At 61.4% G+C, this 24235-nt stretch carries 23 protein-coding genes and 4 tRNA genes; 8 read left to right on the top strand and 19 right to left on the bottom strand.

Annotation, left to right across the window (positions count from 1 at the left end):
• Nucleotides 1–75: 75 nt before the first annotated feature.
• The gene (locus HNO52_RS12570) at nucleotides 76–1614 is read right to left on the bottom strand and encodes an NCS2 family permease (protein ID WP_197565631.1); all 1539 of its coding nucleotides are present in this window, start codon (nucleotides 1612–1614) and stop codon (nucleotides 76–78) included.
• A 212-nt stretch (nucleotides 1615–1826) separates the two neighbouring features.
• Between HNO52_RS12570 and HNO52_RS12565 the strand changes: the two genes are divergently transcribed.
• Complete coding sequence (locus HNO52_RS12565; protein WP_197565630.1) at nucleotides 1827–2573, top strand: Crp/Fnr family transcriptional regulator; 747 nt, start codon at nucleotides 1827–1829, stop codon at nucleotides 2571–2573.
• 79 nt (nucleotides 2574–2652) lie between these two features.
• On the opposite strand, the gene HNO52_RS12560 is transcribed toward HNO52_RS12565, so the two are convergent.
• The 3 genes from HNO52_RS12560 to cfa all read right to left on the bottom strand — a co-directional run bounded on the left by HNO52_RS12560 (nucleotide 2653) and on the right by cfa (nucleotide 6269).
• Nucleotides 2653–3840 (bottom strand): amino acid aminotransferase, encoded by a 1188-nt coding sequence (locus HNO52_RS12560; protein ID WP_197565629.1) that lies wholly within the window; start codon nucleotides 3838–3840, stop codon nucleotides 2653–2655.
• Between the two features lie 143 nt (nucleotides 3841–3983).
• Nucleotides 3984–4895: a GGDEF domain-containing protein gene (locus HNO52_RS12555; protein WP_197565628.1), complete on the bottom strand. Its 912-nt coding sequence runs from the start codon at nucleotides 4893–4895 to the stop codon at nucleotides 3984–3986.
• 222 nt (nucleotides 4896–5117) lie between these two features.
• Nucleotides 5118–6269, bottom strand: coding sequence for a cyclopropane fatty acyl phospholipid synthase (gene cfa, locus HNO52_RS12550; protein WP_197565627.1), 1152 nt, complete (start codon nucleotides 6267–6269; stop codon nucleotides 5118–5120).
• A 191-nt stretch (nucleotides 6270–6460) separates the two neighbouring features.
• Here cfa and pyrF point away from each other — a divergent pair, with 191 nt between their 5' ends.
• Nucleotides 6461–7162, top strand: a complete 702-nt coding sequence (pyrF, locus tag HNO52_RS12545) for an orotidine-5'-phosphate decarboxylase (RefSeq protein WP_197565626.1) — start codon at nucleotides 6461–6463, stop codon at nucleotides 7160–7162.
• 5 nt (nucleotides 7163–7167) lie between these two features.
• Here pyrF and lapB read toward each other — a convergent pair whose 3' ends face one another.
• Genes lapB through HNO52_RS12530 form a run of 3 tightly spaced genes read right to left on the bottom strand, consistent with a single transcriptional unit; the run spans nucleotide 7168 to nucleotide 8985 of the window.
• A complete protein-coding gene (gene lapB, locus HNO52_RS12540) occupies nucleotides 7168–8355 on the bottom strand; it encodes a lipopolysaccharide assembly protein LapB (RefSeq protein ID WP_197565625.1) in 1188 nt (395 codons plus the stop codon).
• The gene (locus HNO52_RS12535; RefSeq protein ID WP_197565624.1) at nucleotides 8356–8661 is read right to left on the bottom strand and encodes a LapA family protein; all 306 of its coding nucleotides are present in this window, start codon (nucleotides 8659–8661) and stop codon (nucleotides 8356–8358) included. It abuts the gene before it with no gap.
• Between the two features lie 27 nt (nucleotides 8662–8688).
• Nucleotides 8689–8985, bottom strand: coding sequence for an integration host factor subunit beta (locus tag HNO52_RS12530; RefSeq protein WP_010629003.1), 297 nt, complete (start codon nucleotides 8983–8985; stop codon nucleotides 8689–8691).
• A gap of 200 nt (nucleotides 8986–9185) precedes the next feature.
• Between HNO52_RS12530 and HNO52_RS12525 the strand changes: the two genes are divergently transcribed.
• Entirely contained in the window at nucleotides 9186–9479 is a 294-nt protein-coding gene (locus tag HNO52_RS12525; RefSeq protein ID WP_197565623.1) for an FAD assembly factor SdhE, read from the top strand.
• On the top strand, nucleotides 9439–9831 hold the full coding sequence (locus HNO52_RS12520) for a hypothetical protein (RefSeq protein ID WP_197565622.1): 393 nt from the start codon (nucleotides 9439–9441) through the stop codon (nucleotides 9829–9831). The genes HNO52_RS12525 and HNO52_RS12520 overlap by 41 nt, the downstream gene beginning before the upstream one ends.
• Nucleotides 9832–9850: 19 nt before the next feature.
• Here the strand turns inward: HNO52_RS12520 and nadB are convergent, their stop codons facing one another.
• The 7 genes from nadB to uvrY form a co-directional block, all read right to left on the bottom strand.
• On the bottom strand, nucleotides 9851–11446 hold the full coding sequence (gene nadB, locus HNO52_RS12515; protein ID WP_197565621.1) for an L-aspartate oxidase: 1596 nt from the start codon (nucleotides 11444–11446) through the stop codon (nucleotides 9851–9853).
• Between the two features lie 87 nt (nucleotides 11447–11533).
• A tRNA-Leu gene (locus HNO52_RS12510) sits at nucleotides 11534–11620 on the bottom strand.
• Between the two features lie 39 nt (nucleotides 11621–11659).
• A tRNA-Cys gene (locus HNO52_RS12505) sits at nucleotides 11660–11733 on the bottom strand.
• 13 nt (nucleotides 11734–11746) lie between these two features.
• A tRNA-Gly gene (locus HNO52_RS12500) sits at nucleotides 11747–11821 on the bottom strand.
• Between the two features lie 70 nt (nucleotides 11822–11891).
• A complete protein-coding gene (gene pgsA, locus HNO52_RS12495; RefSeq protein ID WP_197565620.1) occupies nucleotides 11892–12440 on the bottom strand; it encodes a CDP-diacylglycerol--glycerol-3-phosphate 3-phosphatidyltransferase in 549 nt (182 codons plus the stop codon).
• A 69-nt stretch (nucleotides 12441–12509) separates the two neighbouring features.
• Complete coding sequence (gene uvrC / locus HNO52_RS12490; protein ID WP_232090810.1) at nucleotides 12510–14324, bottom strand: excinuclease ABC subunit UvrC; 1815 nt, start codon at nucleotides 14322–14324, stop codon at nucleotides 12510–12512.
• Nucleotides 14325–14374: 50 nt separating this feature from the next.
• Nucleotides 14375–15022, bottom strand: coding sequence for a UvrY/SirA/GacA family response regulator transcription factor (gene uvrY / locus HNO52_RS12485; RefSeq protein ID WP_197569221.1), 648 nt, complete (start codon nucleotides 15020–15022; stop codon nucleotides 14375–14377).
• A gap of 262 nt (nucleotides 15023–15284) precedes the next feature.
• On the opposite strand from uvrY, the gene HNO52_RS12480 reads away from it, so the two are divergent.
• Nucleotides 15285–15360: transfer RNA gene (locus tag HNO52_RS12480), tRNA-Ala, on the top strand.
• Nucleotides 15361–15432: 72 nt separating this feature from the next.
• Here HNO52_RS12480 and HNO52_RS12475 read toward each other — a convergent pair.
• Nucleotides 15433–15675, bottom strand: a complete 243-nt coding sequence (locus HNO52_RS12475) for a hypothetical protein (RefSeq protein ID WP_197565618.1) — start codon at nucleotides 15673–15675, stop codon at nucleotides 15433–15435.
• 188 nt (nucleotides 15676–15863) lie between these two features.
• Between HNO52_RS12475 and HNO52_RS12470 the strand changes: the two genes are divergently transcribed.
• Both HNO52_RS12470 and HNO52_RS12465 read left to right on the top strand, forming a co-directional pair.
• Nucleotides 15864–16835, top strand: a complete 972-nt coding sequence (locus tag HNO52_RS12470; protein WP_197565617.1) for an SDR family oxidoreductase — start codon at nucleotides 15864–15866, stop codon at nucleotides 16833–16835.
• Nucleotides 16836–16923: 88 nt separating this feature from the next.
• Nucleotides 16924–18348: an amidase gene (locus HNO52_RS12465; protein ID WP_197565616.1), complete on the top strand. Its 1425-nt coding sequence runs from the start codon at nucleotides 16924–16926 to the stop codon at nucleotides 18346–18348.
• 27 nt (nucleotides 18349–18375) lie between these two features.
• On the opposite strand, the gene HNO52_RS12460 is transcribed toward HNO52_RS12465, so the two are convergent.
• Nucleotides 18376–20052, bottom strand: a complete 1677-nt coding sequence (locus tag HNO52_RS12460) for a GGDEF and EAL domain-containing protein (RefSeq protein ID WP_197565615.1) — start codon at nucleotides 20050–20052, stop codon at nucleotides 18376–18378.
• A gap of 357 nt (nucleotides 20053–20409) precedes the next feature.
• Between HNO52_RS12460 and HNO52_RS12455 the strand changes: the two genes are divergently transcribed.
• Nucleotides 20410–22407 carry a diguanylate cyclase gene (locus tag HNO52_RS12455; protein WP_197569220.1) on the top strand — a complete coding sequence of 666 codons (1998 nt, stop codon included), beginning with the start codon at nucleotides 20410–20412 and terminating at the stop codon, nucleotides 22405–22407.
• Nucleotides 22408–22619: 212 nt separating this feature from the next.
• Here the strand turns inward: HNO52_RS12455 and HNO52_RS12450 are convergent, their stop codons facing one another.
• From HNO52_RS12450 to flgA, 3 genes are all read right to left on the bottom strand, one after another.
• On the bottom strand, nucleotides 22620–23069 hold the full coding sequence (locus HNO52_RS12450; RefSeq protein WP_197565614.1) for a flagella synthesis protein FlgN: 450 nt from the start codon (nucleotides 23067–23069) through the stop codon (nucleotides 22620–22622).
• On the bottom strand, nucleotides 23066–23347 hold the full coding sequence (flgM, locus tag HNO52_RS12445) for a flagellar biosynthesis anti-sigma factor FlgM (RefSeq protein ID WP_197565613.1): 282 nt from the start codon (nucleotides 23345–23347) through the stop codon (nucleotides 23066–23068). Before flgM ends, HNO52_RS12450 begins: the two co-directional genes overlap by 4 nt.
• Before the next feature lie 140 nt (nucleotides 23348–23487).
• Complete coding sequence (gene flgA / locus HNO52_RS12440; RefSeq protein WP_197565612.1) at nucleotides 23488–24177, bottom strand: flagellar basal body P-ring formation chaperone FlgA; 690 nt, start codon at nucleotides 24175–24177, stop codon at nucleotides 23488–23490.
• Nucleotides 24178–24235: the final 58 nt, after the last annotated feature.

The raw sequence follows: 24235 nt of genomic DNA, 5'->3' as shown, positions 1-24235 counted from the left end.
CTCGACAACCATCACCGTAGATGATGCAGAACGAAGTACCGTGGGGCGCTGCTGCACCCCACGGTGTTTGTTGCCTCAGTCAACGGCAGGCGGTTGCGTGGTTGCAGCAGGCCGCGAAGAGGAACCGTGAGGTGCTGCCAACTTTTCTTGCTGCCAGGCAAAGTACAGGAACAGGATGCCCATCACCAGGTAACCAAGGGTGAAATCCCAGGCAGCGTTCAGGGCCAGTTCCGGCGCATGCATCAGACCGACGAAGGAGAAGGCGGCCGCCACCGCGGCGAAGATGGCCGCTCGACGGAACTGATGATCGATGACTGAGACGGTCATGGCGCCGATGAAGATGGCCATGAACATGGCGCCCTGGCCCATGGCGACGATACCGCCTGAGATGTCCGCCACGACCTCACCGGCGCCGCGATTGAAGCGGGTCATCACGTAGTTGGCGAAGTAGGGCAGCATGGCCAGTGCCACGGCAGGGTAGTAACGGGTGTCGTTGCTCTGAAAGGCAGTGGCGATCATCGACATGCCGACGAAGACGAGGATGGGGGCAACTACCGAGACTGGAATGATGGCGGCCAGGGCGGCGATCAGGCCGAACATGGTGGCCAAGGCATAGACCGCCCCGTTGAGTATGCTGTAACCTCGGCCCGCGCCCATCCATTTCGCTCCGACGGTGGCGATATACACAGTGGTGGGGAAGACGCCACCGAACAGGGCGCCGAGCATGGTGCCGGCGCCATCCACGGCCTGGCACTCGCGCACGTCGTACTTGTCTCCGGCGGCTTCCATCGCCTCGACGTTGTTCATGGTCTCTATGGCGTTGTACAGCGTTATCGGCAGGACCACGGTAAGCACCGCCAGCATGCCGGTGAATAGCAGCCCCAGCCCCTCGAACCAAGCCAGGTTGGGCAACAGCGGGTAGAAACCGAGGTGGGTGAAGGCGTCACTGAAGCGCTCGCCGCCGGCATCGCCGATCAGGTAGGCCATGGCGGTACCGATGACGATGGCAAACAGTGAAGTGGGTAGACGGAAAGGCATGCTGACCCGTGCCACCAGTCCGACGATGATAATTGCCAGCACCAGCAGACCGACCACTGGCATCTCCAGGGTCTTGAACAGCATCTCGCCGGCAATGAAGGTCAGTGCCACGCCAGCCACGGCGCCGAGCATGGCGGCCCTGGGAAGATGGTACTGAACCCAGCGGCCGATCAGGCTCACGGCTACCTCGATGGCGCCGCTGATGAAGCAGGCCGCAACGGCCACCTTCCAGGCCAGTTCGGCATCGCCGGTAAGCTGCTTCGCGGGTAGCAGCACGCCGAACAGGAAGACGAACATGACCGGTGTGGAGATACCGTAGGAGAGGGCGGTGACATCCGCGCGGTTCTCCTTGCGTGCCAGGCGAGCCGCGCTCCAGGCATAGTAGAAATTGCCCACCATTACCGCCACCGCTGCCCCCGGCAGTACCTGGCCGAATACGATGGAGGCGGGGAAGCCCATGCCCAGCATGCTGATGGCAATGATGACGAAGTTCGCGATATTGTTCTGGAAGAGGGCGAAGAAGGCATCGGTGTCCTCCTTCTTGTACCAAGGGTAGTGCACAGGGGAAGCCGCCATGATGAGCCTCTTGTGTGTTGGGGTTGTAGTCAAGGCAGGGCCAGTTTGGCTTCGGTCTGACTGATTGGTCAAGTCTGCCTTTGTCGTAGTCGTGCTTGGCCCTGGCCTGTGTCAGGTCGCCAGAGCATGGCGGATTGCGTTGGAAGCACCCAGGGTTGCTTGGGTGTCATGTCGAAGCAAGGGCTTTGGCCCGTATCGAAGGGGGAGTATCAATGAGCTCAGACGAGAGCTGTGTAGTCCGCCATTTCAGTTATTACAGTCCGTTATCCGAAGAGGACAAAGCACTGCTGAGCGCTCTCGAAGATAGCGCCACGCCGGTGCGGGCTGGCACCGTGTTGTGGGAGGAGCGGGATGTTGCTAGTGAATTCTGTACTCTCAAGGCTGGCTGGGCGTTCTCTTATCGAAACCTGGAAAACGGTACGCGACAGATACTCGAGATCTACCTGCCGGGCGATATCATCGGGCTGCGGGAATTTGCCTTCTCTCAGCGCCTGGCCGGCGTGCAGATGGTCGAGGATGGCGAAGTCTGCTTCTTTCCTCACTGCAATCTCGTCAACATTTTTCGTCTTTCTTTTACCCTGACTTCGATACTGTTTGCCGTAGCCAGCCGTCAACAGATCTTGATCACAGAGCGCCTGGTCAACCTGGCTCGCCGTAATGCTCGCCAGAAACTGGCTCACTTTCTATTGGAAATCTACCAGCGCCTCAAGCAGACCCATGCACACGGCAGCGATAGCATTCGCTTGCCGATGTCACAGGAAATCCTTGCTGATCTGCTGGGGCTAAGCCCTGTGCATATCAGCCGTACGTTTAGCGCCCTGAGCGAAGATGGTCTGGTCACTCGTAATCGCCACGTGGTGACGTTTCCGGACCTGGAGGCGTTGACGCAGGAGGCCGGGTTCGACGATCGCTACCTGATCGAAAATATTCGCCCTGTGCTGGGTGGCTACAAGAAGTGAGGACGCGGGCCAACTAAGGGGACAACGCTGCGCCCCGGCATGTGCCGGGGCGCAGCGTTGTTAGTCTTGCTAGGCTCGGTCAGTTGACTGCCGCAATAGCCTTGGCCAGGTAGGGCAGGTTCTCATGGGAGAAGCCAGCCACGTTGGCCCGGCCTGAACGTACCATGTAGATACCGAACTCATCGCGCAGGCGATCGACCTGCTCCGGCTGCAGGCCGGTATAGGAGAACATGCCACGCTGCTCGGCAACGCAGGCATATTTCTGGTCGAGCCCGTAGGGTTTCAGTGCTTCGACGAAATCGCGGCGCAAGGTGTTGATGCGGTCGCGCATTTCCGTGAGCTCCTCGCGCCAAATGGCGGCCAGTTCGGCGGAGTGCAGTATCTCGCTGACGATGGCACCGCCATGAGCCGGCGGATTGGAGTAATTCTCGCGGGCGACGATGGCTACCTGCGAGCGAACGTTCTCCATCTGCTCATTGTTCTTCGCCACCATGATCAGGCAGCCAGTACGCTCGCAGTAGATGCCGAAGTTCTTCGAGCAAGAACTGGTAATTATCACCTCGTCGAGGCTTTCGGCCAACAGGCGAACGCCATAGGCGTCCTCGTCGAGACCCTCGCCGAAGCCCTGATAGGCAAAGTCGACCAGAGGCAGCAGGCTGCGCTCACGGATCACTTCGAGGATCTGCTGCCATTGCTCGCGGGAGAGATCGAAGCCGGTGGGATTATGGCAGCAGGCGTGCAGCACGATGACGTCGCCGGCGGGGATCTGCTTGACCGCGGCCAGCATACCGTCGAAATCGAGGCGATTCTCGGCGTCGACATAAGGATACTTGTGGAGCTCGATGCCAGCAGCGGTAAAAATACCGTGATGGTTCGGCCAGGTGGGGTTGCTGACCCAGATTCCCTTGCCGGGTAGCTGGGTGCTGATGAAGTCCGCAGCCAGGCGCAGCGCGCCGGTGCCGCCCGGTGATTGTGTCGCGCTGGCGCGGCCGGCCTCAAGCACCGGTGAGCCTGCGCCCAGCACCATCGGCAGGATGACTTCGCCGTACTCGGGTGCGCCATGGGAGCCGATATACGTTTTGGTGGTTTCGTTCTTGAGCAGCAGGGCCTCGGCTTCCTTGACGGCGCGCATCACCGGGGTGTTGCCCTGGGCATCCCTATAGACGCCGACGCCGAGATCGACCTTCTCCGGATTGGTATCCTTCTTGAAGGCCTCGATCAGGCCGAGGATGGCGTCCCCGGGAACCCGCTCAATATTTTCGAACATTGATTTCGTCACCTCATGGTTCTGGCAGCAAATTAGGATATTCGTGCAAAGCCAGGGCTCGTTCCCGCTTGGCCCGTTACTTATCCATGATGCCATTGCCATGGGAAATCTGCCACTCGGCTGATGGCACCCGCGAAGGGCAATCAGCCGCTGACGACACGGTTGCGCCCTTGATGCTTGGCCGCGTAAAGGCTGCGGTCAGCCCTGTCGATCAAGGTATCTCTTGGCTCACCCAGGCGATATTCGGCAAGACCGATACTGGCCGTGACCTGACCGGCATCGATACCGAAATTGTGCTCGGCGATGGCACGGCGCAGCCGCTCGGCCAAAGGACGGCTGGCTACCAATGGGGTCAATGGCAGTATCACGGCGAACTCTTCCCCCCCGAGTCGGCCCACGACATCTTCTTCCCTCAGTAGTTGTTGGCAGATAGTGGCAAACTCGGCAAGAACCAGGTCGCCTTGCAGATGACCCCAAGTGTCGTTGATCCGCTTGAAGTGATCCAGGTCGATCAGCATCAGGGAGAGCGGGCTACCATGACGATTGCTTCTGGCAATCTCTTCCTCCAGCCGAGTCATCAACCTACGGCGATTGGCCAGACCGGTCAGGTCATCGGTATCGGACAGCCGGCGTAGCCTGGCCTCCTCAGCCATTTGCTCGGTAATGTCGATCATCAGGCCGTACCAGAGCACACCGGTCTGTGCATCTTCCGGCTGGGCACGCAGCGCCACCCAACAACAACGCTGGCTCGACAGGCGTATGCGGAACTTGGTGGCGATGGGAATGCGCCAGCGAGCCGAGCGTTCGATGGCAGCCATCACGCGCGGGTAATCCTCCTCGTCCAGCCGATCGAGCAAATGGCGAGCGTCCTGATTCAAGGCGTCGCGGTCGATTCCTGGCAGGCCGGTGCCGCTTCCGGCCAGGTAGGGGAAATGCATGTGTCCGTGATGGTCACGATGAAACTGAAAAACAACGCCGGGCAGGCGTTCCGTGAAGTCACGCATGCTGATCGGCTCGTTCAGCTCCCCTCCCGTCATGGCATTCTCATCAGGCATGCGGGCATCCCTTGTGGCCTGCTGCGCACAGGCATGAGTCCTGGTGTTGTTATGTATCGGCTCGATGCCTCGTCACGCTATCAGCGGGAAGCCGCCTGCCTTCAGAAGGGAGCCGTTGGGTGAATGACTAATATACGTTGTAACGGTACGTAAATCATCTAGCAGAAGCTGTAAGAGATTGTCTATATAGCTTGTAAGAATAAGACGCACACAGCGTTGATCTCATCGTGGTGCGTCGTAGCGCGCCCTTCTACCGCGCGAGAAGACCACCTGCCAGAGCTGAAGGTCACGGGCACGGAAGGCGCCGGCGCACACCGACAGGTAATAGCGGAACATGCGCTCGGTGCGCTGGCTGTAGCGATCTGCGATCTCGTGCCAGTGGGTGTCGAAGTTGTCGCGCCAGGCCATCAGCGTTCTGTCGTAGTCGGGGCCGAAGTTGTGCCAGTCCTCCATCAGAAGCAGACTCTCGCTGGCATCGGCGATATGGCGCGCCGATGGCAGGACTCCATTGGGGAAGATATAACGGTCGATCCATGGGTCGACGCTGATCTCTGAGTGATTCGAGCCTATGGTATGCAGCAGGAACAAGCCGTATTCGGCCAGCAGTCGTTCGACGGTCTGGAAGTAGACTTCGTAGTTGCGATGACCCACATGCTCGAACATGCCGATGGAGACGATGCGATCATAACAACCGGTCAACTCGCGGTAGTCCTTGAGCTCGATCTCGACGGGCAAGCCGGCACAGCGCTGTCTGGCCAGCTCCGCCTGTTCGCGTGAGATGGTGATACCGGTGACCGAGACACCGTAATGGCGGGCTGCGTATTCGGCGAAGCTGCCCCAGCCACAGCCGATGTCGAGCACATGCATGCCGGGGCGTAGTTCGAGCTTGCGACAAGCCAGCTCGAGCTTGGCAAGCTGGGCTTCGTGGAGCGTCCTGGCTTCCTTCCAGTAGCCGCAGGAGTAGCACATGGTCGGATCCAGCATGCGCTCGAACAGGTCGTTTCCCAGGTCGTAGTGGGCCTCGCCGACGATGTAGGCGCGGGCTTTGCTCTGCAGGTTGAGCAGCCCAGCCTGGAGGCGATACATGATGCGATCCGCAGGCGGGCGAGCCCGCTCTCCCAGACCGTGCTGAAGCAGGCGGCAGGCCAACTCATCGATCTGTTCGCACTCCCACCAGCCGTCCATGAACGACTCCCCCAGCCCCAGGGAACCTTGGCGCAGTATTCTCGAGCAGAAATCGGGATGGTAGATCTGCGGGTCCCAAGGGGCCTCGCCGTTGAGTGTCACGCCGGAACCTTCCAGCAGCGTACTCAGCACCCGCTGGGCGCGGCTGTCGGTCAAGGCGATGGGGCCTATGCGTTGTTCACTTGTCATGGAGACCTCCCGATCCATCAGTTCAGGGGCATGGCGCTGGCCGTCGTCGTTTCCTTGCTATTTTGAGGATTTGAGCGAATCCGGCATCCGAACTCATATTAGGTAAGAGCATAGTTCAGCCTGAAGAGAACGGTGAACCGTCAGGGACTGGTATAATTGAGCGAACTGACCACGCAGCCGGAGCACTCAACGTGTCTAGTGATTCGCCACTGATCATTGCCCTTGATCATCCCTCTCTCGATGCCGCACTGTGCCTGGCCGACCGGCTCGATCCCGAGCGCTGTCGCGTCAAGGTGGGCAAGGAGCTGTTCACCCGCAGCGGCCCGGAGGTGATCGATGCGCTGCATGGGCGTGGCTTCCAGATTTTTCTCGACCTCAAGTTTCACGACATCCCGAACACCGTGGCTGGGGCCGTACAGGCGGCCGCCGAGCAGGGCGTATGGATGGTCAACGTACATGCCAGCGGTGGCAGGCGAATGATGGAAGCCGCGCGAGAGCGACTGGATCGCCATGGTTTGGCCACCCACCTGATTGCCGTAACGGTACTGACCAGCATGTCGGCAAGCGATCTTGCTGAAGTGGGCGTCGATGCGAGCCCGGCACAGCACGTCGAACGGCTGGCCATGCTGGCGCGTCAATGCGGCATGGATGGTGTGGTGTGTTCGGCTCAGGAGGCGGCCAGCTTGCGCGAGCTGTGTGGCGACGACTTCCTCAAGGTGACGCCGGGCATCAGGCCCAGCAGTACCGAGCATGGCGACCAACGTCGTGTGATGACGCCGGGCGAGGCAATGACGGTCGGGAGCACTCATCTCGTGATTGGGAGGCCGGTGACCCAGGCGGACGATCCGATGGTGGCCTTGAGGGCTATCGAGCAGGAACTGGCCGCGCGCTGAACCCCTTATTCCCCTTCGATGCCGGTAATGGGACGGGTGGTGCCCCAACTGCGGCAACTGGGGCACTGCCAGTGGAGCGGCTGGCCGGCGAAACCACAGCGCTGACACCGATGTCTGGGCCGGGCTGTCAGCAAGGTATGGGTGTGTTGCTTGAGTAGCTGCAGCCGGTTGTCGGGTGCGCCTTGCTGCTGCTGCTGGTGCTGATAGAGATCCAGCAGGTAGTCGAGTGCGCCCAGGCTAGGTGCCCGGTTGAGCTGCTCGCTGACCAGCTCGATGGCGACTTGTAGCCCATGGCGCTTGCGCTGAGTCTCCGCCAGCAGAATGATCAGGCTGGTTACGTGAGCCCGCTCGAGCAGCCGCTCCAGGCAATCCACCAATCCTGCTTCATCATCCAGCATGGCATAGGCGTGATGTAGCGGTTCCAGCGCAACCGGCATCATGTCCAGGTCCTGGTCCGGAATGCGCATGAGGGTCCGGATGGCCTCACGATAATGCCCGGTGTCCTGAGACAAGGCCGCCAGCAATAGGTTGGCGCGCACGCAGCGCGGGTCGATGGATAGCGCCCGGCGCAAGTGCTTGCGGGCCAGACCTGGGCTTGCGGAGCAGCGCTCGTGATCGGCCATTTCGCAGAGCCAGTGGGCCGCTGCCCGGCGGATGTCCTCGTGCTGGCGAATCAGGTTGGGATAGGCCACGTCGAAGGCGGCTTGCCACTCTGCCTCGCGATCGAACAGGTCCGCCAACAGGCGCTTGGCGGCATGACGAATGTCCTCATGGCTGGAATCGTGAACCAGTTGCTGTAGGACTCGCTCGCTACGGTCGAACAATCCCAGGTGCAGAAAGTCCCGTGCCAGCTCGAGCTGTACCTGTTCGCTCTGCAGCGCCGTCAGGGTGGGGCGAGCCAGCAGATTCTGGTGGATCTTGACGGCACGGTCGGCCTCGCCCCGGGTGCGGAACAGATTACCCAACGTAATGTGGGTATCGATGGTCTCGCTGTTGACTTCCAGCGCATTGACGAAGGTTTCGATGGCGCGATCGGGCTGTTCGTTGAGCAGATAATTCAAGCCGACGAAGTAGTCCCGCGACAGCGTATTCGGTGGTGCGCGATCATGGCTACCCTGGCGCTCACGGCGGCCTAGCCACCAGCCAATGGCTACGGCGGCCACCAGCAGCACAAGCAGCAGGGCATCTGGCATTTACGGCAGTTCCTTGAGCTCCTGAACGCGAAGACGGTCGAGTTCCTTGCGTTGCTGACGATTCAATCGCTGGGTGCGTGACAGCGCGGTGCGCAACCTCAGCCAGACTCCTGTCATCGCCAGCATGCCCAGCACTACGCCGCAAACCAGGGCGGTCAGGAGCCAGACGGAGAGCGATATGGGTGGTAGCTCCATCCAGATCAGGTTGAGCGGTACCGTCTGCTGATTGTTGACGGCGAAGAGTATGCCGACAAGCAGAACCGCCAGCAGAATGATGGCCAGGATCAGGCCTTTGAGCCAACGCATGTTTCTATCCCTTGTGAATGGAAAGTGTTAGTAGCCGAGGGCGCGGCTGGCATTGACCTGCTCGCGGAGCTCCTTGCCAGGCTTGAAGTGTGGCACGAACTTGCCCTCCAGCGCGACCGGATCGCCGGTCTTGGGGTTGCGACCTACCCGTGGCTCCCGGTAATGCAAGGAAAAACTGCCGAATCCCCTGATCTCGACTCGCCCTCCCTCGGCCAGCGTATCGGTGATGTCGTCGAGAATCAGGCGAACCGCGGATTCGACTTCCTTGATCGAAAGTTCAGGCTGGCGCATGGCGATCTGTTCGATCAACTCGGATTTGGTCATCGGGTCATCTCCAGGCATTGCCCGGTCCGGTGGGACCTGGGTGGCATTCTTGTTCTTCCGTCAGCATACTGCTCAAACCGAGATAAAACAACGCACTACGACCATGGTCAAGAAAAATGGACAAGTCGGGTCGAAGCACTGCCGCATTTTTCCGGCTCCGGTATACTGGATGCTCATTCCCCTAACCATCGAGGCCGACGTTGAGCGAAGCGAATACCCCCGATGCCGCTGCCTTGCGCAAGCGGCTCTATTGGCACTCCCGGCGCGGGATGTGGGAACTCGACCTGCTGCTGATCCCTTTCCTCGAACACTGCTACGACCAGCTTGGGGCCGATGACCAGGCGGCTTACCGTGCCTTCATCGAGGGTGAGGATCAGGATCTTTTCGCCTGGCTGATGCAGCGCGATGAGCCCGCCCCGGAATTTCGTCGCATCGTGACGCTGATTCAAGAACATGCCGAGAACGCCGACAACGATCCGCATCGTCCCGTCTAGGCTGGCATGGGGCAGCCAGTGGCTGCTGGGGTTGGCGGTCAGCGGTGACGTGGTGGTCCATGCTCCCGGCTGGCTGACGCTGGTAGCCCTGGCGTGGCTCCTGCCGCTGGGTTGGTGGCTCTGGCGCGGACAGGCTCGCGGTGAACTGCAGATGCTGCCCAAAGCCGGCGGCGGCTGGCACTGGCTATGGCGTCCGGCGGCGGCCGTCGAGGCCGCTCACGTCGAGTTGCGGTGCGCCTATCTCGGCCCTTGGCTGATTGCGCTGGAGATCGGACATCGCCGGGCCTGGCTATGGCCCGATAGCGCTTCGCCTGCTGCGCTGCGACAGTTGCGGCGCGCCTTGGCTCGTTGATCGAGGCTTCGAATGGCTCTCAGGCTGGGTGCGAAAGGTCGTCCATGTGGAGTCTCGAAGGCTGGGGCGACAGGTGATGGGGCTGGCAGTCCGGATTGAAGTGCAGGCCGCGTGACTCACGGCGCTGGCGAGCCGCCAGAACCGTCAGGCAGGCCAGCCTGACGGCATGCCATAGACTCGCCAGCGCTGCGCTGGGTGCAGCGCTGGCGAGTACGGCTTCCACTTCCCGACTCAGCTCACTCAGTTCTCTTGCTGCGGTATCGAGGCCCGCGTCGCGACGAACGATCGCCACGTGGCGGCTCATGATGTCACGCATTGTCTTGCGCCACTGCTGGATCTGCTGGGCTGCCACCTGATTTCCACCCCAGTTGCCTGCTGACAGCGGCGCCGTGGCTGGAGCATGGCTGAGTGCCAGCTTGGCGGCACAGCTGCGCGCGTAAACCAGGCATTCCAACAGCGAGTTGCTGGCCATGCGATTGGCGCCGTGCAGCCCCGTGCAGGCGACTTCACCGATGGCGTACAGGTGCGGCACGCTGGAACTGCCATCAAGGTCGGTGGCGATACCGCCGCAGCTGTAGTGGGCAGCGGGCACGACGGGAATCGGCTGTCGAGTAATGTCCAGCCCGCGGCTCAGGCAGTGGCTATGAATGGTCGGGAAGTGATGGCGAATGGATGTCTCACCGAGATGGGTCACGTCGAGCCATACATGAGGTGAGGCGGTACGCTGCATCTCGGCATCGATGGCGCGGGCGACGATATCGCGTGGCGCCAGTTCGGCACGCTCGTCCAGTGCGAGCATGAAGCGTCGACCGTCCGTGCTGTAAAGCCGTCCACCTTCACCTCTAACCGCTTCGCTGATCAGGAAAGGCGGGCCGTCCGGGTCGTAGAGACAGGTAGGGTGAAACTGCTGGAACTCGAGGTTCATCAGCTCGGCTCCCAGCTCGGCCGCCATCATCATGCCTTCGCCGCTGGCCGGGTGTGGGCTGGTGGTATGCCGGTAGACGCCACTGGCGCCGCCGGTCGCCAGTACGGTATCGCTGGCCAGCAGTTCCAGTAGCTGGCTGCGCTCGTCCAGGCAGCGAGCACCGCGACAGTGCTTCTCCGTGTCGGCCAGCAGGCCAATGGCGACGAGGTCGTCGCGGATGGTGATCGCCGGATGTGCCTGGACATGGGCCTTGAGGGTGTCGAGCACGGCACGCCCGGTGGCATCTTCGGCATGGATGATGCGACGGGCGCCATGACCGCCTTCCCGAGTCAGGTGGTAGGGGTAGCTGGCGCTTGGGCTGTCATCGCGAGTGAACGGCACGCCGAGTGACAATAGCCACTCGATGGCAGTGGGCCCTTGCTCGACGGTGAAGCGCACGGCCCGCTCGTCGCATAGGCCATCGCCGGCCACCAGCGTATCCGCCACGTGGGCCTCGAAGTCGTCCTGGGGGGAGAGTACGGCGGCAATGCCGCCCTGAGCCCAGCGGCTGGCACCCTGATCGTCGCTGGCAGGACGCACCAGGGTGACGCGGCGTGTCTCGGCGACGTGCAGGGCCAGGGTCAGGCCGGCAACGCCTCCGCCGATCACCAATACATCGTGTTCGCTACGAGTCGGGGTGCTAGGAGCCATGCGCGTTCTCGCTGAAGCCTGTTATGCAACAGCCAGCATGCCGTAAAGGTGTCCGGCTGGATAGGAGCGAGGGGATAGCGAAGAGCCTGGTGCCCGGAGCCGGGCTCGAACCGGCACGGTGTTGCCACCGAGAGATTTTAAGTCTCTTGCGTCTACCAATTTCGCCATCCGGGCGGCACGGTTTCGAGCAGGCAGCTGAAAGGGGTCAAGAAATGGAGGCTGGAGTCGGAATCGAACCGGCGTACACGGAGTTGCAGTCCGCTGCATGACCACTCTGCCATCCAGCCTCTATGAGTCGTTTGGAGCGGGAAAGGAGATTCGAACTCCCGACCCTCGCCTTGGCAAGGCGATGCTCTACCACTGAGCTATTCCCGCTCGACTCGAGAGCGAATTATACGGATAAGCTCGTTAATGTCAATCACTTGATGACGCCGGGAGCATGCTTCTACATCGCCCGAGACAGGTGGGGCCAGGCAGCGCGCAAGTATATATACATTGACCAGAGCGTCATGATGGCAGCGACGTGCAGGGTGAAAATCCCGACCAGGGCCAACTGAGTTCCCGGAGCGAAGGCCAGCAGCAGCAGCAGGGCGACCATCTGCAGCGTTGTCTTCACCTTGCCCAGCCAGGAGACGGCTACGCTGCCTCGCTTGCCCATCTCGGCCATCCATTCGCGTAGCGCCGAGATCACGATTTCACGTCCGATGATTACCAGGGCCGGCAAGGTCAGCCAGATGCTATCGTAGCGCTCGATGAGTAGGGCCAGGGCCACGGCCACCATCAGTTTGTCCGCCACCGGGTCGAGAAAAGCGCCGAAAGGAGTGGACTGGTTCCAGCGCCGTGCCAGGTAGCCATCGAGCCAGTCGGTGACAGAGGCCAGTGCGAAGAGACCGGCAGCCACCGGCATGCTCCAGGCATAAGGGAGATAGAAGAACACCACCAGCAGCGGGATGAAGGCGATTCTAGCCAGCGTCAGGATGTTGGGGATGTTCATGTGACGGGGGGTCCTTGCCTTGGAACGGAAAAGCCTAAGTGGGCCCCATTCTATCTGTACCGGACGTTATCATCCATGCAGGGAGCGATGAATCGTCTCTGCCAAGGTGGCGCTGATGCCCGGCACGCGGGCGAGTTCTTCTCGGCTTGCCTGCTTGACGCCCTGCAGCCCGCCGAAAAATCGCAGCAGCTCCCGGCGGCGCTTGGGGCCGATACCCTCGATATCTTCCAGCGCGGAGCTGCGGCGGGCCTTGTCGCGGCGGTTGCGGTGCCCGGTAATGGCAAAGCGGTGGGCCTCGTCCCGCACGTGCTGGATCAGGTGCAGGGCCGGCGATGCCGTCGGCAGGTCGAGGGTGCGGTCGACGGTCTCGATGAAAAGCGTTTCGAGGCCGGCCTTGCGTGTGGTGCCCTTGGCCACGCCAAGCAGACGGATGTTGCCGAGTTCCAGCTCGCCCAGTACCTGGTGTGCCAGATTGAGCTGCCCCTTGCCGCCATCCAGCAGCAAAATGTCCGGCGTGGGTCCTTCACCCTCGGCGAGGCGGCGAAAGCGCCGGCTCAGCGCCTGGCGCATGGCGGCATAGTCGTCGCCGGCAGTCACGCCTTCGATATTGAAGCGCCGGTAGTCCGACTTCCGCGGGCCATTGCGGTCGAACACCACGCATGAGGCTACTGTCGCTTCGCCATGGCTGTGGCTGATGTCGAAGCATTCGAGTCGCTCGATAGTCGTCTCGAGCGCCAGGGCTTTCTGCAGCGAATCGAAGCGGCGGTCGAGTTCATTCTGGCTGGCAAGGCGACTGGCCAATTGCTGCTCGGCGTTGGTGCGTGCCAGTTCGAGCCATTGGCTGCGATGGCCGCGGACCTTGTGGGTCACGCGTACGCGTCGCTCGGCCCGGCTGCCCAGAGCGCTTTCCAGAATATTGTCGTCGGGGAGCGGCAGGCTGCTGATCACTTCGCGAGGAATCTCGCGACCTTGGCCAAGATAGTACTGGCTGACGAATTCTCCCAGCAGCTCTGAGGCCTCAAGGCCCAAGCCGTTGTCTGGCGAGTGGTGACGAGCTCCCAGCAGTCGCCCCTGACGTACCGCGAGAACCGAGATGCACAGCGCACCTTCGCGTTCGGCCAAGGCAAATACATCGGCGTCGCCGCCTTCGGTATCGACGAACTGACGCTGCTGGAGCTGGCGCAGGTGCTGGATCTGATCGCGCAAGCGGGCGGCGTCCTCGAATGCCAGGTCACGGCTGGCGGCTTCCATGGCCTCGGTCAGTTCCTGCGTGACCTGCTCGCTGCGGCCTTCGAGACACATCACGGCATGCTCCAGGTCGCGCCGATAGTCGGCTTCGCTGATGTAATCCACGCAGGGCGCGCTGCAGCGCTGGATCTGGTACTGCAGGCAGGGGCGTGTGCGATGGGAAAAGACACTGTCCTCACAGTTGCGTATGCGGAAGATCTTCTGCATCAGCGAGAGACTTTCCCGTACCGCGCCACTGCTTGGGTAAGGGCCGAGGTAGCGTCCATCGTCGTGGCGCCTGCGGGCACGCTTGTACTCGAGTGCGGGGTAGGGATGGCGATCGCTGACGAAGACGAAAGGATACGACTTGTCGTCGCGCAGCAGGATGTTGTAAGGCGGCCGGAGCTCCTTGATCAAGGTCTGCTCGAGCAGCAAGGCCTCGATTTCACTGCGCGTCACCGTGACCTGGACGTCAGCGATGCGAGACACCATGGCCTGGGTCTTGGTATTGAGTGCGCCGCGAAAGTAGCTGGCCAGGCGAGCCTTTAGCCGCTTGGCCTTGCCTACATAGAGGGTGTCACCGCGCTCATCCAGCATCCGGTAAATGCCGGGGGCTTGCGTGAGGTTGGCAAGGAACTGCCTCGGGTCGAAGGTCATGGCGCTCTGGCTGTCTTGCATGGAAGCAATAGGTTACCAGAAGCGTGCCTTCAGTTGGCGGTGTCGAATCCTTCAATGAGGCCGTGCTTAAGCCCCAAGTGGGTGAGTTCCACGTCGGTTTCGACGCCAAGCTTCTCGAAAATCCGGTAGCGATAGGTGTTGACGGTTTTGGGGCTGAGGAACAGCCGATCGGAGATTTCCGAGACCCGCTGGCAGTTGACGATCATCATGGCCACTTGCAGTTCGCGCTGCGAGAGCTTGTCGAATGGGTTCTCCTCCGAGTCGAAACGCGAGAGGACCAGGCGCTGCGCGATGTCGGGGCTGATGTAGCGATGCCCGGCGAATACGCTGCGGATGGCGTCGACCATGTCCGGTACCTGGGTGTCCTTGCTGATGAAGCCGCCAGCACCGGCATCGAGCATTCGCTGTGCGAAATTGTCTTCCATGAAGCCGGTAAGGGCCAGAATGCGCACATCGGTATTGTTACGCATGATTTTTCGAGTTGCTTCAAGACCGCCGATACCTGGCATACGCAGGTCCATGAGAATGACATCCGGCTCGAGCTCGCGACATAGGGTGATGGCTTCCTCGCCGCTGGCGGCTTCGCCCAGCACATCTATATCCTCTTCGTTCTCGAGCAAGCGAGCGAGACTGGTGCGAACCAGGTGATGGTCATCGACAATGAGCACCTTGATCAAGACTGACATTCCTCGTCATTGCGGATAGCTGGCGGCGACGAAAAGACAGTCGCGGCGGAGCTTGAACTCGGGGCTAGGCTCTTCATCGCCGAGCCTTCGGCATATTTAGGTGCAAGCTTGCCATACTCATGAGGCAAGGGAAATTGAACGAGCATCCCGATTCCCGCTTTCTATCAACGAAGCGCATGTTCTCGTGCGTACTATTGACGAGCTTGGCTGTGATAGGTACGATACGCCTCGTTCTCGCAGGTCGAGGGCGTGTGGGGCCTTAGCTCAGCTGGGAGAGCGCAACACTGGCAGTGTTGAGGTCAGCGGTTCGATCCCGCTAGGCTCCACCAACGAAATATTATGAATCAGCCGCTTGGCGCACCGCGCCAGGCGGCTTTTTCGTGTCTATGTCGCTGGTACCTCTACCTTTCTGCACACCATTGAGTATATGTGCCCTGTTCGTCAGGATGACCTAGACGCCACTTGGGGGCCACATCAAGCATTTCTTCCCGATACCACTGTTCGACGTTCTCGCAATAGCGCTGCTGATCCGGTGACAAGTCCTCCGGGTTTACTGTTTCTGCCTGATCCCTTGCATCGTTGAGCAGATGGATGCCAGCGCCGATGCCGACTGCGCAAGCGGCAGCCACCAATGCCTTGTTCATTTTCATTTCCTTGCCGTATTGCGCATTTATTAACCAAGGTTAGCCCCTTGATACCCAAAGATACAAAGTTGGCTGTTCACGCTACGTCATTCTCACGCTCCGTCGTCTACGTTATGGGCACGGTCGGAAATGCTGGCGGCACCGGGCTGTTGCCGGCCCGGTGTGGGCGCCATCAGGGAGGAGTCAGGATGCGTACAAATGATTTGCGCGATGCGGTAGTCGTGTTGACAGGCGCTTCGAGTGGCATTGGCCGAGCTGCTGCCCAAGAGTTCGCGCGATGTGGTGCCGCACTGTTCCTCGTCGCCCGCGACCGTCAGGCTCTTCACGATGTAGCCGAGACGTGTCACCGCCTGGGCGGTCAGGCCCGGATCGTCGTTGCCGACGTCAGCCAGCCCGACGACATGGAGCGAGTTGCCAGGAATGCGTTCGATACGGCAGGCCGTATCGATGTCTGGGTCAACAACGCTGGGGTCGGTGCGTTGGGACCGTTCGAGGAAGTGCCTCGCGAGGTGCATGAGCAGGTATTGCAGACCGACCTGCTGGGCGGTTTGCGAGGTGCCCATGCGGTGCTGCCGTACTTCAAACGGCAGGCGTACGGCATTCTCATCAATAACGTCTCACTGGGGGGGTGGGCGCCACAGCCCTATGCCGCCTCTTACAGCGCCGCGAAGTTCGGCTTGCGCGCCTTTGGCGAGAGCCTGCGTGGCGAGTTGCGTGATTGGCCGAACATCCATGTCTGCAATGTCTTCCCCTCCGTCATGGATACGCCGGGTTTCCGGGATGGGGCGAACTATACGGGTCGTGTCGTCAAGCCCGTGCCGCCGGTCTACGACCCACGGCGTACGGCGCGGGCCATCGTAGGGTTGGCGAGGCATCCGCGGCCTAGCGTCTACGTCGGTTTGCCCGCCGTGATGTCGCTGTTTGCGCAATGGTTGCCCGGCTACAGTACGCTCAATGCCAGCCTGGTGGATGCCTCGCTGGGCCGCGCACGGCCGCAGTCCGAATCGCCGGGGAACCTGTTCGCGCCTCCTCGAGGAGAGCGGCGCATCGATGGCCGCTTTCGCTCGCCACGTCTGCGCCGGCGCATGCTGGCAGTGGCGTCGGCGGCAACTGTCGTGGCATCGATAAGTTGGATGATGAGCCAGCGCCACCAACGCTAATCGCTGCGTCGCGAAGCCTCTAGTTTGCCCAGCGGGATGTTTCTTCCCCACAATCGTAGGAAGTCTCACTGGAAAAAGGGAGGTTCTCGTGAGCGATACCGATCTCGGCACTATGGATGCAGGGCAGCTTCGGCAGCTTTTCGAAAGCGGCGCGGCTTCACCCCTGGAGGCAACGAGAGCTGCTCTCGAGCGAATCGATCGATTCAACGATCGGGTCAATGCATACGTACTGGTCGACAGGGAGGGTGCACAGGCGGCTGCCGAGGCCTCGACCCGGCGCTGGCGCGAAGGCCGAGCTTTCAGCCCCATCGATGGCGTTCCTGTCTCATTGAAGGATCTGACCGAGTCCGTCGGCCTGCCGGCGCGCAAGGGGTCGCTGACGGAGTCGGACGCTCCCTGTGAACGGGATTCCCCGCCGGCGCGCATGCTGCGCGAGGCGGGAGCGGTCATCCTGGGCAAGACCAATACGCCGGAATTCGGCTGGAAGGCCATTACCGATAATCGCGTCTTCGGCGCGACGAGCAATCCATGGGACACCAGACTGACGCCGGGGGGCTCTTCGGGCGGCGCGGCGGCGGCGGCGGCGCTCAATATGGGCGTGCTGCACCAAGGGGGCGATTCAGGCGGTTCGATCCGCATACCCGCATCATTCTGCGGTGTGTTTGGCTTCAAGCCCACCTTTGGCTGGGTGCCGGAGTGGCCGCGCGCGAAGGAAGCCTCGCTTTCCCACTTGGGTCCATTGACTCGAACCGTGGCCGATGCGGCGCGCATGCTGAACGTGATAGGACGCTACGACTATCGAGACCCCTACGCCTTGCGTGGTCAGCCCCACGACTGGGGGGAAGAGCTTGGTCAAGGGCTCGAGGGCATGCGTATCGCCTATTCACCCACGTTGGGCTATGCCCGGGTAGAGTCCGAGGTGGCCGAATGCGTACGCCAGGCAGCCTGTCGGCTCGCGGAGCTCGGCGCCGAGGTGGAAGAGGTGGACCCTGGTTTCGAGTCGCCCATACGTATCTTCAATACGCTCTGGTTCACTGCTTCGCTTGCACTGTATCGAGAGCACGGCGAGCGGCAGCGCCGACTGCTCGACTCCGGCCTGGTGGCCGATGCGAAACGGGCCGAGCAGTTGAGTGCACTGGACATGTTCTATGCCCTGAAGGAGAGGGCGCGCCTGACGGAGAGGCTCGAACATTTCAACCAGTGCTACCACTTGGTCATGACACCGTCGGTGGCGGTGCGTCCCTTTCCTCTCAATCACGACGTGCCGCCGGGCACCGGCATGCGCGACTGGGAGGAGTGGGCGCCGTTTTCCTATCCCTTCAACCTCAGTCAGCAGCCTGCTGCCTCCGTTCCCTGCGGCTTCACGTCGAGCGGCCTGCCTGTGGGGTTCCAACTGGCGGGCGGCAAGCATGATGATGCGCGGATCCTGAGGGTCAGCCACGCCTATCTATCGGCTTTTCCGCCGCGGTTCCCCGATGAGCTCGATCTGGCGCGAGGCGGTTCGGTCGTCTAATGGCGACTCCCGGTCAGGACGACCCCCTCACTCCTCGGCCGGCCTGTGCTCCTCGAGCCATTGGCTCAATGCCTCGGCCGGCATCGCCGGGCAGTACAGGTTGCCCTGCACGAGACGTGCGGAGACCGGCTCCAGGTTGGATGCCAGGTTTACGTTGTCGATGCCGACGATGACGGGCTCGATATCGAGAGCGTTCAGCAGGCGACACGATGCCTCCACCAAGCGCCGCCCATCCTGATGCGCTCCGACCAGTTGAGCATCGATGGTGGCCTTGTGAAAAGGCAGGCGAGATAGCCAGGCGAGGTCGACGGAGTTTGTGCCGACGCCCTCGACCGCAAGGCGTATGCCGAGCCGCTCGAGCCGCTTCAGCAGGTGGGTTGCCTTGTCCAGGTCGCTGCCGATACCGTGTGAGGGTACCTTCAGGGTCAGCCATTCGAAGGCCCCCGTCTCCTGGTGCCGCAGGAAATGGTCCAGTGGCCTGTGGTCGAAGGTGTCCTGCGCCAGATGCGATTCGCAGAGCTGGATGGAAACCGGCAGCCCTCCCAGGGCAGAGCCGGCGTCATGCCATTGGCGATGGTCGGATATCGAGGTCTGGATCATCCAGCGGTTGAGTCTTACGCCAAGTCCCAGGCGGGCGAGAACGTCCATGTAGTATCCCGGTGGTTGCTGCCAATGCTTGGGACGTTTCCAGCGCAGTACGGCTTCCAAGCCGGTACAGAGAAGGCTGTGCCGATCAAGCTCCGGCTGGTAATGCAAGACAAAGTGTTGCTCCGGCATATGAACGGCTTCGCTGAGCAGGCTCTCGAGCTGTTGTTTTTCCTTGAGTCGTGCCGTCAAACGATGATCGACGAAGGCCAGGCGGCCGGGCCCCTTCTTGCGGGCGATGAACATGGCGCTCCGGGCGGCTGTAAGCAGCGTCTCGACATCTTCGGCATCGGTGGGGTAAAAGGCAATGCCGATCGATGCCGTCATCAGCAAATAGCGATCCCCCGAGATAAAGGGGGGGTCCAGGGCTTCCTGCAGGCGTTCTGCTACCAGCTGTGCCGCCTCCGCAGTGCCATCCTTTTCCAGCAGAACCACGAACTGGTCGCTGCCAAGCCTGGCCAGGGTATCCTTGCTGCGCACCTCGCGTTGCAGCCGCTGGGCCAGTTCGCCCAACATGCGGTCTCCCTCGATATGCCCTGCCGCGTCGTTGACGGTCTTGAATCGGTCGATATCGATGAACAGCAGCGCCAGGGTGGTGTCGGCACGCTCGGACTGGGCCAGAGCGTGGCCCAGGCGGTCGCGCAGCAACAGCCAGTTGGGCAGGCCGGTGATGGGATCGATGTGAATCCAGTGACGATCGTCGAGTATCTCGCCGTTGGCTCCGGTGAGCTGGACGAAGCTATGCAGAAAGTGGCCTGGTTGCTGGCGTTCGTCGAGTATCGCGTCGACCGTCATCAATACCGGTAGTGACTCGCCATCGGCGCGACGACAGAGCACTTCCTGTTGCCAGGAGTGTGTCAGGTTCGTTTTGGTGCCAGCGGTAACCGGCAGGTGCGAAGGCGTGCGACGGGAGACGTAGAAATGCTCGATCGGCCAACCGCTCGTTTCGGCGCAATCGCTACCGGCGATGCGGCAAAAGGCATCGTTGACCAGCACAATGATGCCATTCTGGTCGGTGATGACCATACCGGTCTGGCTCTGCTCGAAGGCATGTTGCACCAACCTCGCCGGGTGTTGAGCAAGGACATGCAAGTGCTTGCCCGGGGGACGGTTACCTTTTTCGGTCATCTGAGCGGCTTCATTAAGTTGAGTTCGGGTCGACTTCAAATCTTTATCGGCCTGCCTCGCCAGGACTTGAGCAAAGGTTCCCCCCTCCCTTGCGTTGAGGGGTAGGGTCGTCATGTTGAGTAACATGTTTTGATGCGTCTACAGGGCTCAAGTTCGCTTCGGGCGTGCCGATAACGAAGTTAGTTCTCCTGCCTTGGTGCGGGGCTGCCAGGAAGAGGCGGTACACTCTGTCAAGGCGAAGCCGACAGGCCATATTCTACCTCCATCAAGGGGATTTCATTGCACGTGATGGCACCAATCGCGTCACTGGCTCGCTCGATCTGTTCGCTGCAGGGGCGTCTCCTAGCGGGGCTGGCCATGACCTGGCTGGTAATCGTCGGCGTCGTTCTGGTACTGGCCTGGCAGTTTGGCAAGGGGCTCGTCGATGAAGCCAATCTCTCGCATCTGCGCTACGAATCGCAACTGATCGCCGATGACTTGACCCGGCAGGTCGACCGCAGGATGGGCGCGCTCAAGCGACTCGAACGGGATCTGCGTGATGCCGAGGCAGATGAGCTTGCGTCTCTATTGGCCAATAACCAGGTGCTGCTGGAGTGGTTCGAGGGTTTGATGGTGACCGATGACGAAGGGCGTGTCGTTGCGGATTCGCCCATCGTGCCGGGGCGAGTGGGGCTTGAAACCGCAGACACGGAATATTTCCGCATGGTTCGACACTCACCATGGCCTTACGTCAGCCACCCCTTCATCGGCAGGGCGAGCGGTGACTCCCTGGTGTTGATGCTGGTGCCGCGCTTCGACGAGCTAGGTAGATTTGCCGGCGTGGTCGGCGGCATGATCAACCTCACCCAAGGCGGCCTGTTTCGCCGGTTGGAGACGATCCGCTTGGGCGAGGATGGCTACGTATCGGTATTCACCGCAGAGGGCGAGCGGCTCTTTCATCCGCGGCGCCAGCCATTAGCGCTCAGGGGGGAGGCCCTTGACGACTCTCCGGCGCTGCAGCAGGCGCTGGATGGTTGGCAGGGGGAAACGGTCACTCAGGCAAACAGCGGTGCCCCGACCCTGATGTCGTATCGCCAGATCTGGCCGGCTAATTGGATCGTCAAGGTGGCGATACCCCAGGCCCAGGTTCGGCAGCCCTTGGGCGACTTTCTGAGCCGGCTATGGTGGGCTTGGCTGGTACTGGCGGTAGTACTTTTGATTACCATGCGCCTTTTGGTCAGGCGACTGCTGCGCCCCCTGCACCGGCTCGAACGGCAGATCGCCCAGGTCGGAGCGGGCGAGAGGCGTTATCTGGAGCTTTCCACCAACATGCATGAGCTGCGTCAGGTCGCCAGCAGCTTCAACCACCTCGAGCACGAGCGTCTGGCGGCGCTGGAACACCTGCGCGATCGTCAGGCGTTTCTCGATGCGGTGCTCGGCTCGACTCCGATTGGCATGTTCGTGGCGGATCTGAACGGTCGTCTCAACTATCTGAACCCGGCGCTTCTCGAACTGCTCGGGCTCGACGAGCTGCATGGCGACAGAGAGTGGTGGGAGCGCATACACCCCGCAGACCAGCGGGGGGCCGAGGACATGTGGCAGCATACCCTGGCAACCGGCAACGATTTCGTGCGCCAAATACGTTTCCTCCATTCAAGCGGGGCCACGCTGTGGGTCGAGGTCCATGCCAGTCAGGTGCAGGGCAACGAGCAGTCGCTGGGTTTCGTGGGCATGGTAAAGGACATCACTGAGCGACGGCAGCAGGAGGCACTGCAGCGCTGGGAGGCCGAACACGACCCCTTGACGGGGCTGCTCAATAGGCGAGGCTTCGAGCGACGCCTCGAGGAGGCACTGGCGGAGTATGCCAAGACTGGTACCCCCTCGGTGCTGATCCTGTTCGATCTCGATCGCTTCAAGCCGATCAATGACGAGGGTGGGCACGCCCTGGGTGACGAGATGCTGCGGCGAGTCGCTCAGGTGGTAGCCTGGGAAGTGCGGCGCAGCGATCACGTCGCTCGCCAGGGCGGCGATGAATTCGCCGTCCTGCTACCCAGCTGTACGATCAAGCAGGCGAGTGAGATTGCCGAGTCCTTGCGTCGCGCAGTGTCCGAGGTCACGGTGACCAATGAGGACAAGACCTACGCCATCACGCTCAGCATGGGAGTCACGGCGCTGCAAGAGGGCGACGAGTCGGCCGAGACCGTGCTCGCTCGCGCCGACGAGGCGAGCTACAAGGCCAAGGCGGATGGACGTAACACCGTGGTGATCACGACCTTCGACGACGATCTGATCGATAGCCTGTGGTAACGGAACATGCACGCGGCCAGGTCGGAGGAATAAATAGGCTTGCTACGGGCGGGTTGGCAGTGTCGGTTACGCTGAGGCAGTGTGTCGGTGATGCGAGGGTGGTGCCGGCCGCCTGAGCAGCCGTCAAGCTGCGCCGGCAGCGATGCGCTGAAGCGAAGTATTGCATAGAAGGAAGCGAGAGGAGGGTGGGGCAGAGACGTCAGGAGGCGGTGCTAGACCGAGGCATTGATGCGCCCCGACTGGGCGGCAACACGCCCGCTGGAGCGATATACGGTTTTCTCTGCGGCCTGATGAATATATTCCAGAAGGCGTGTGTTCTGCTCCATGCGTAGTTTCACCAACTTCCCGTTCAGGACATTGAGACGCTGGGCTTCGCGAGTCAGTTCAAGGGTATGCAACCAAGCGTTTTCACAGCCGGCATCAGTCGCTGCTTGGCGTGCTCCTTCCGCTCCGCTGGCATAGCCCAGCCGCTGCTGTACGCCTTGACGCAGCGTTTCGCTGGCTTCCAGCTTGGCCAGTAGCGTCTGCTTCTGCACGGCAATTTCGCCGAGCACGTTGCCATCGATCTCAGCATTGGCCAGTACGGTGCGCTCTTGCTGAAGCAGTTCGATGACTCCGCCCAAGCGCCGCTGTTGTTCCTGAAGAAGCTTCGCCAGGCTCATTCCCCACGGCTCTCCGCAGACAGCGATTCGATCAGGGCATCGGCAATGCGCTCGGCACGAATTTCCAGCCGCCCCTCGCGAATGGCCTCGCGAATCTCCTCGACCCGTGTCATATCGACGTCACGTGAGGTGTCGGCGGCCTTCTGGCTGAGATGGGTGGCGGCAGATGGGCCGGGTTCCTGCTGTCCTGCAGGAGTGGCACCCTTGACCGGCTGAGCCTCCTCGCGCGGAGTCGTCTGGGTCGGGCGAGTCAGGGGGTTCTGGCTGTTGATTTTCACGATAATGGCCTCATGACCGAATGCTTTCATCTGCTATCGGCAGCGCGCTGGATAACTTTAGGCCTGTTTTTTCGGCAAGAGTTTCCAGGCGGATACGCCTGTGCTTGCAAGATGCACTCGCCAACGTACTGCGCTCGGTTTCAGAAGTCTACGACAAGGGTGCCCTCTCCGACCACTTCGGCGGTCACGACTTCACGGTTGTCGAAGCGCACCCTGATGCGGTCGCCCAAAACTCCAGGCTCCAGGGCCTGGCCCTCACGGGATACACGAAACGCCGAGCCGCGAGCTTCGACCACGACATGCTGGTTTCTCTCCACCAGCGGCAGGCTGCGAAACTGGTGAGCTTGCAGGGGCTGACCTGGGGGCAGGGGGCGCGTCGCTGCCTGGCCGACGATCTCGTTGATATCGAGCAAGGTACGATTCGGCAGTTCGGCAAGATTGCCCGTCTGCATCGTCAGGTGATCGCGTCGCACAGTTTCGCCCGCCGCCAGCGGGGCGGCTAGCACCGGGTACTCTCCCACTACCCCGACCTCTGCCTGCAAGTAGCGCACCTGGCGACCATCGCTGCCACAGCGTACGCCCACGGAAATACGTCCCAGAGGTGCGTCGCCTGGGCGCGCCAGGAAAGGCTCGGGAAATTCGCACGCCGGCAGCCTGGCGGACGGTGGGTGCAGTTCGATGATGAGTTCGTCACCCAAGGCCTGGGTCTCTTCGTGCAGGAAGGCGTGTACGGCTTGCAGCAGTTCGGTGTCTTCGGCCGAGGCTGCCGCAATCGGCAGCAAGCCGGCCAGTGACAGCGGTAGCAACAGGGCGAATCGGATCAGACGCATGAAACAAGGCCGTCCAGCTGGATGGTGATAGCAGGATTCTAGCGGGAGGCTGCGGACT

This window comes from Halomonas sp. MCCC 1A13316, from assembly GCF_014931605.1.
In the GTDB taxonomy this organism is placed as follows: domain Bacteria; phylum Pseudomonadota; class Gammaproteobacteria; order Pseudomonadales; family Halomonadaceae; genus Halomonas.
Note: the sequence above shows the minus strand (reverse complement) of the source record. Positions and strands in the feature narration are given on the sequence as shown.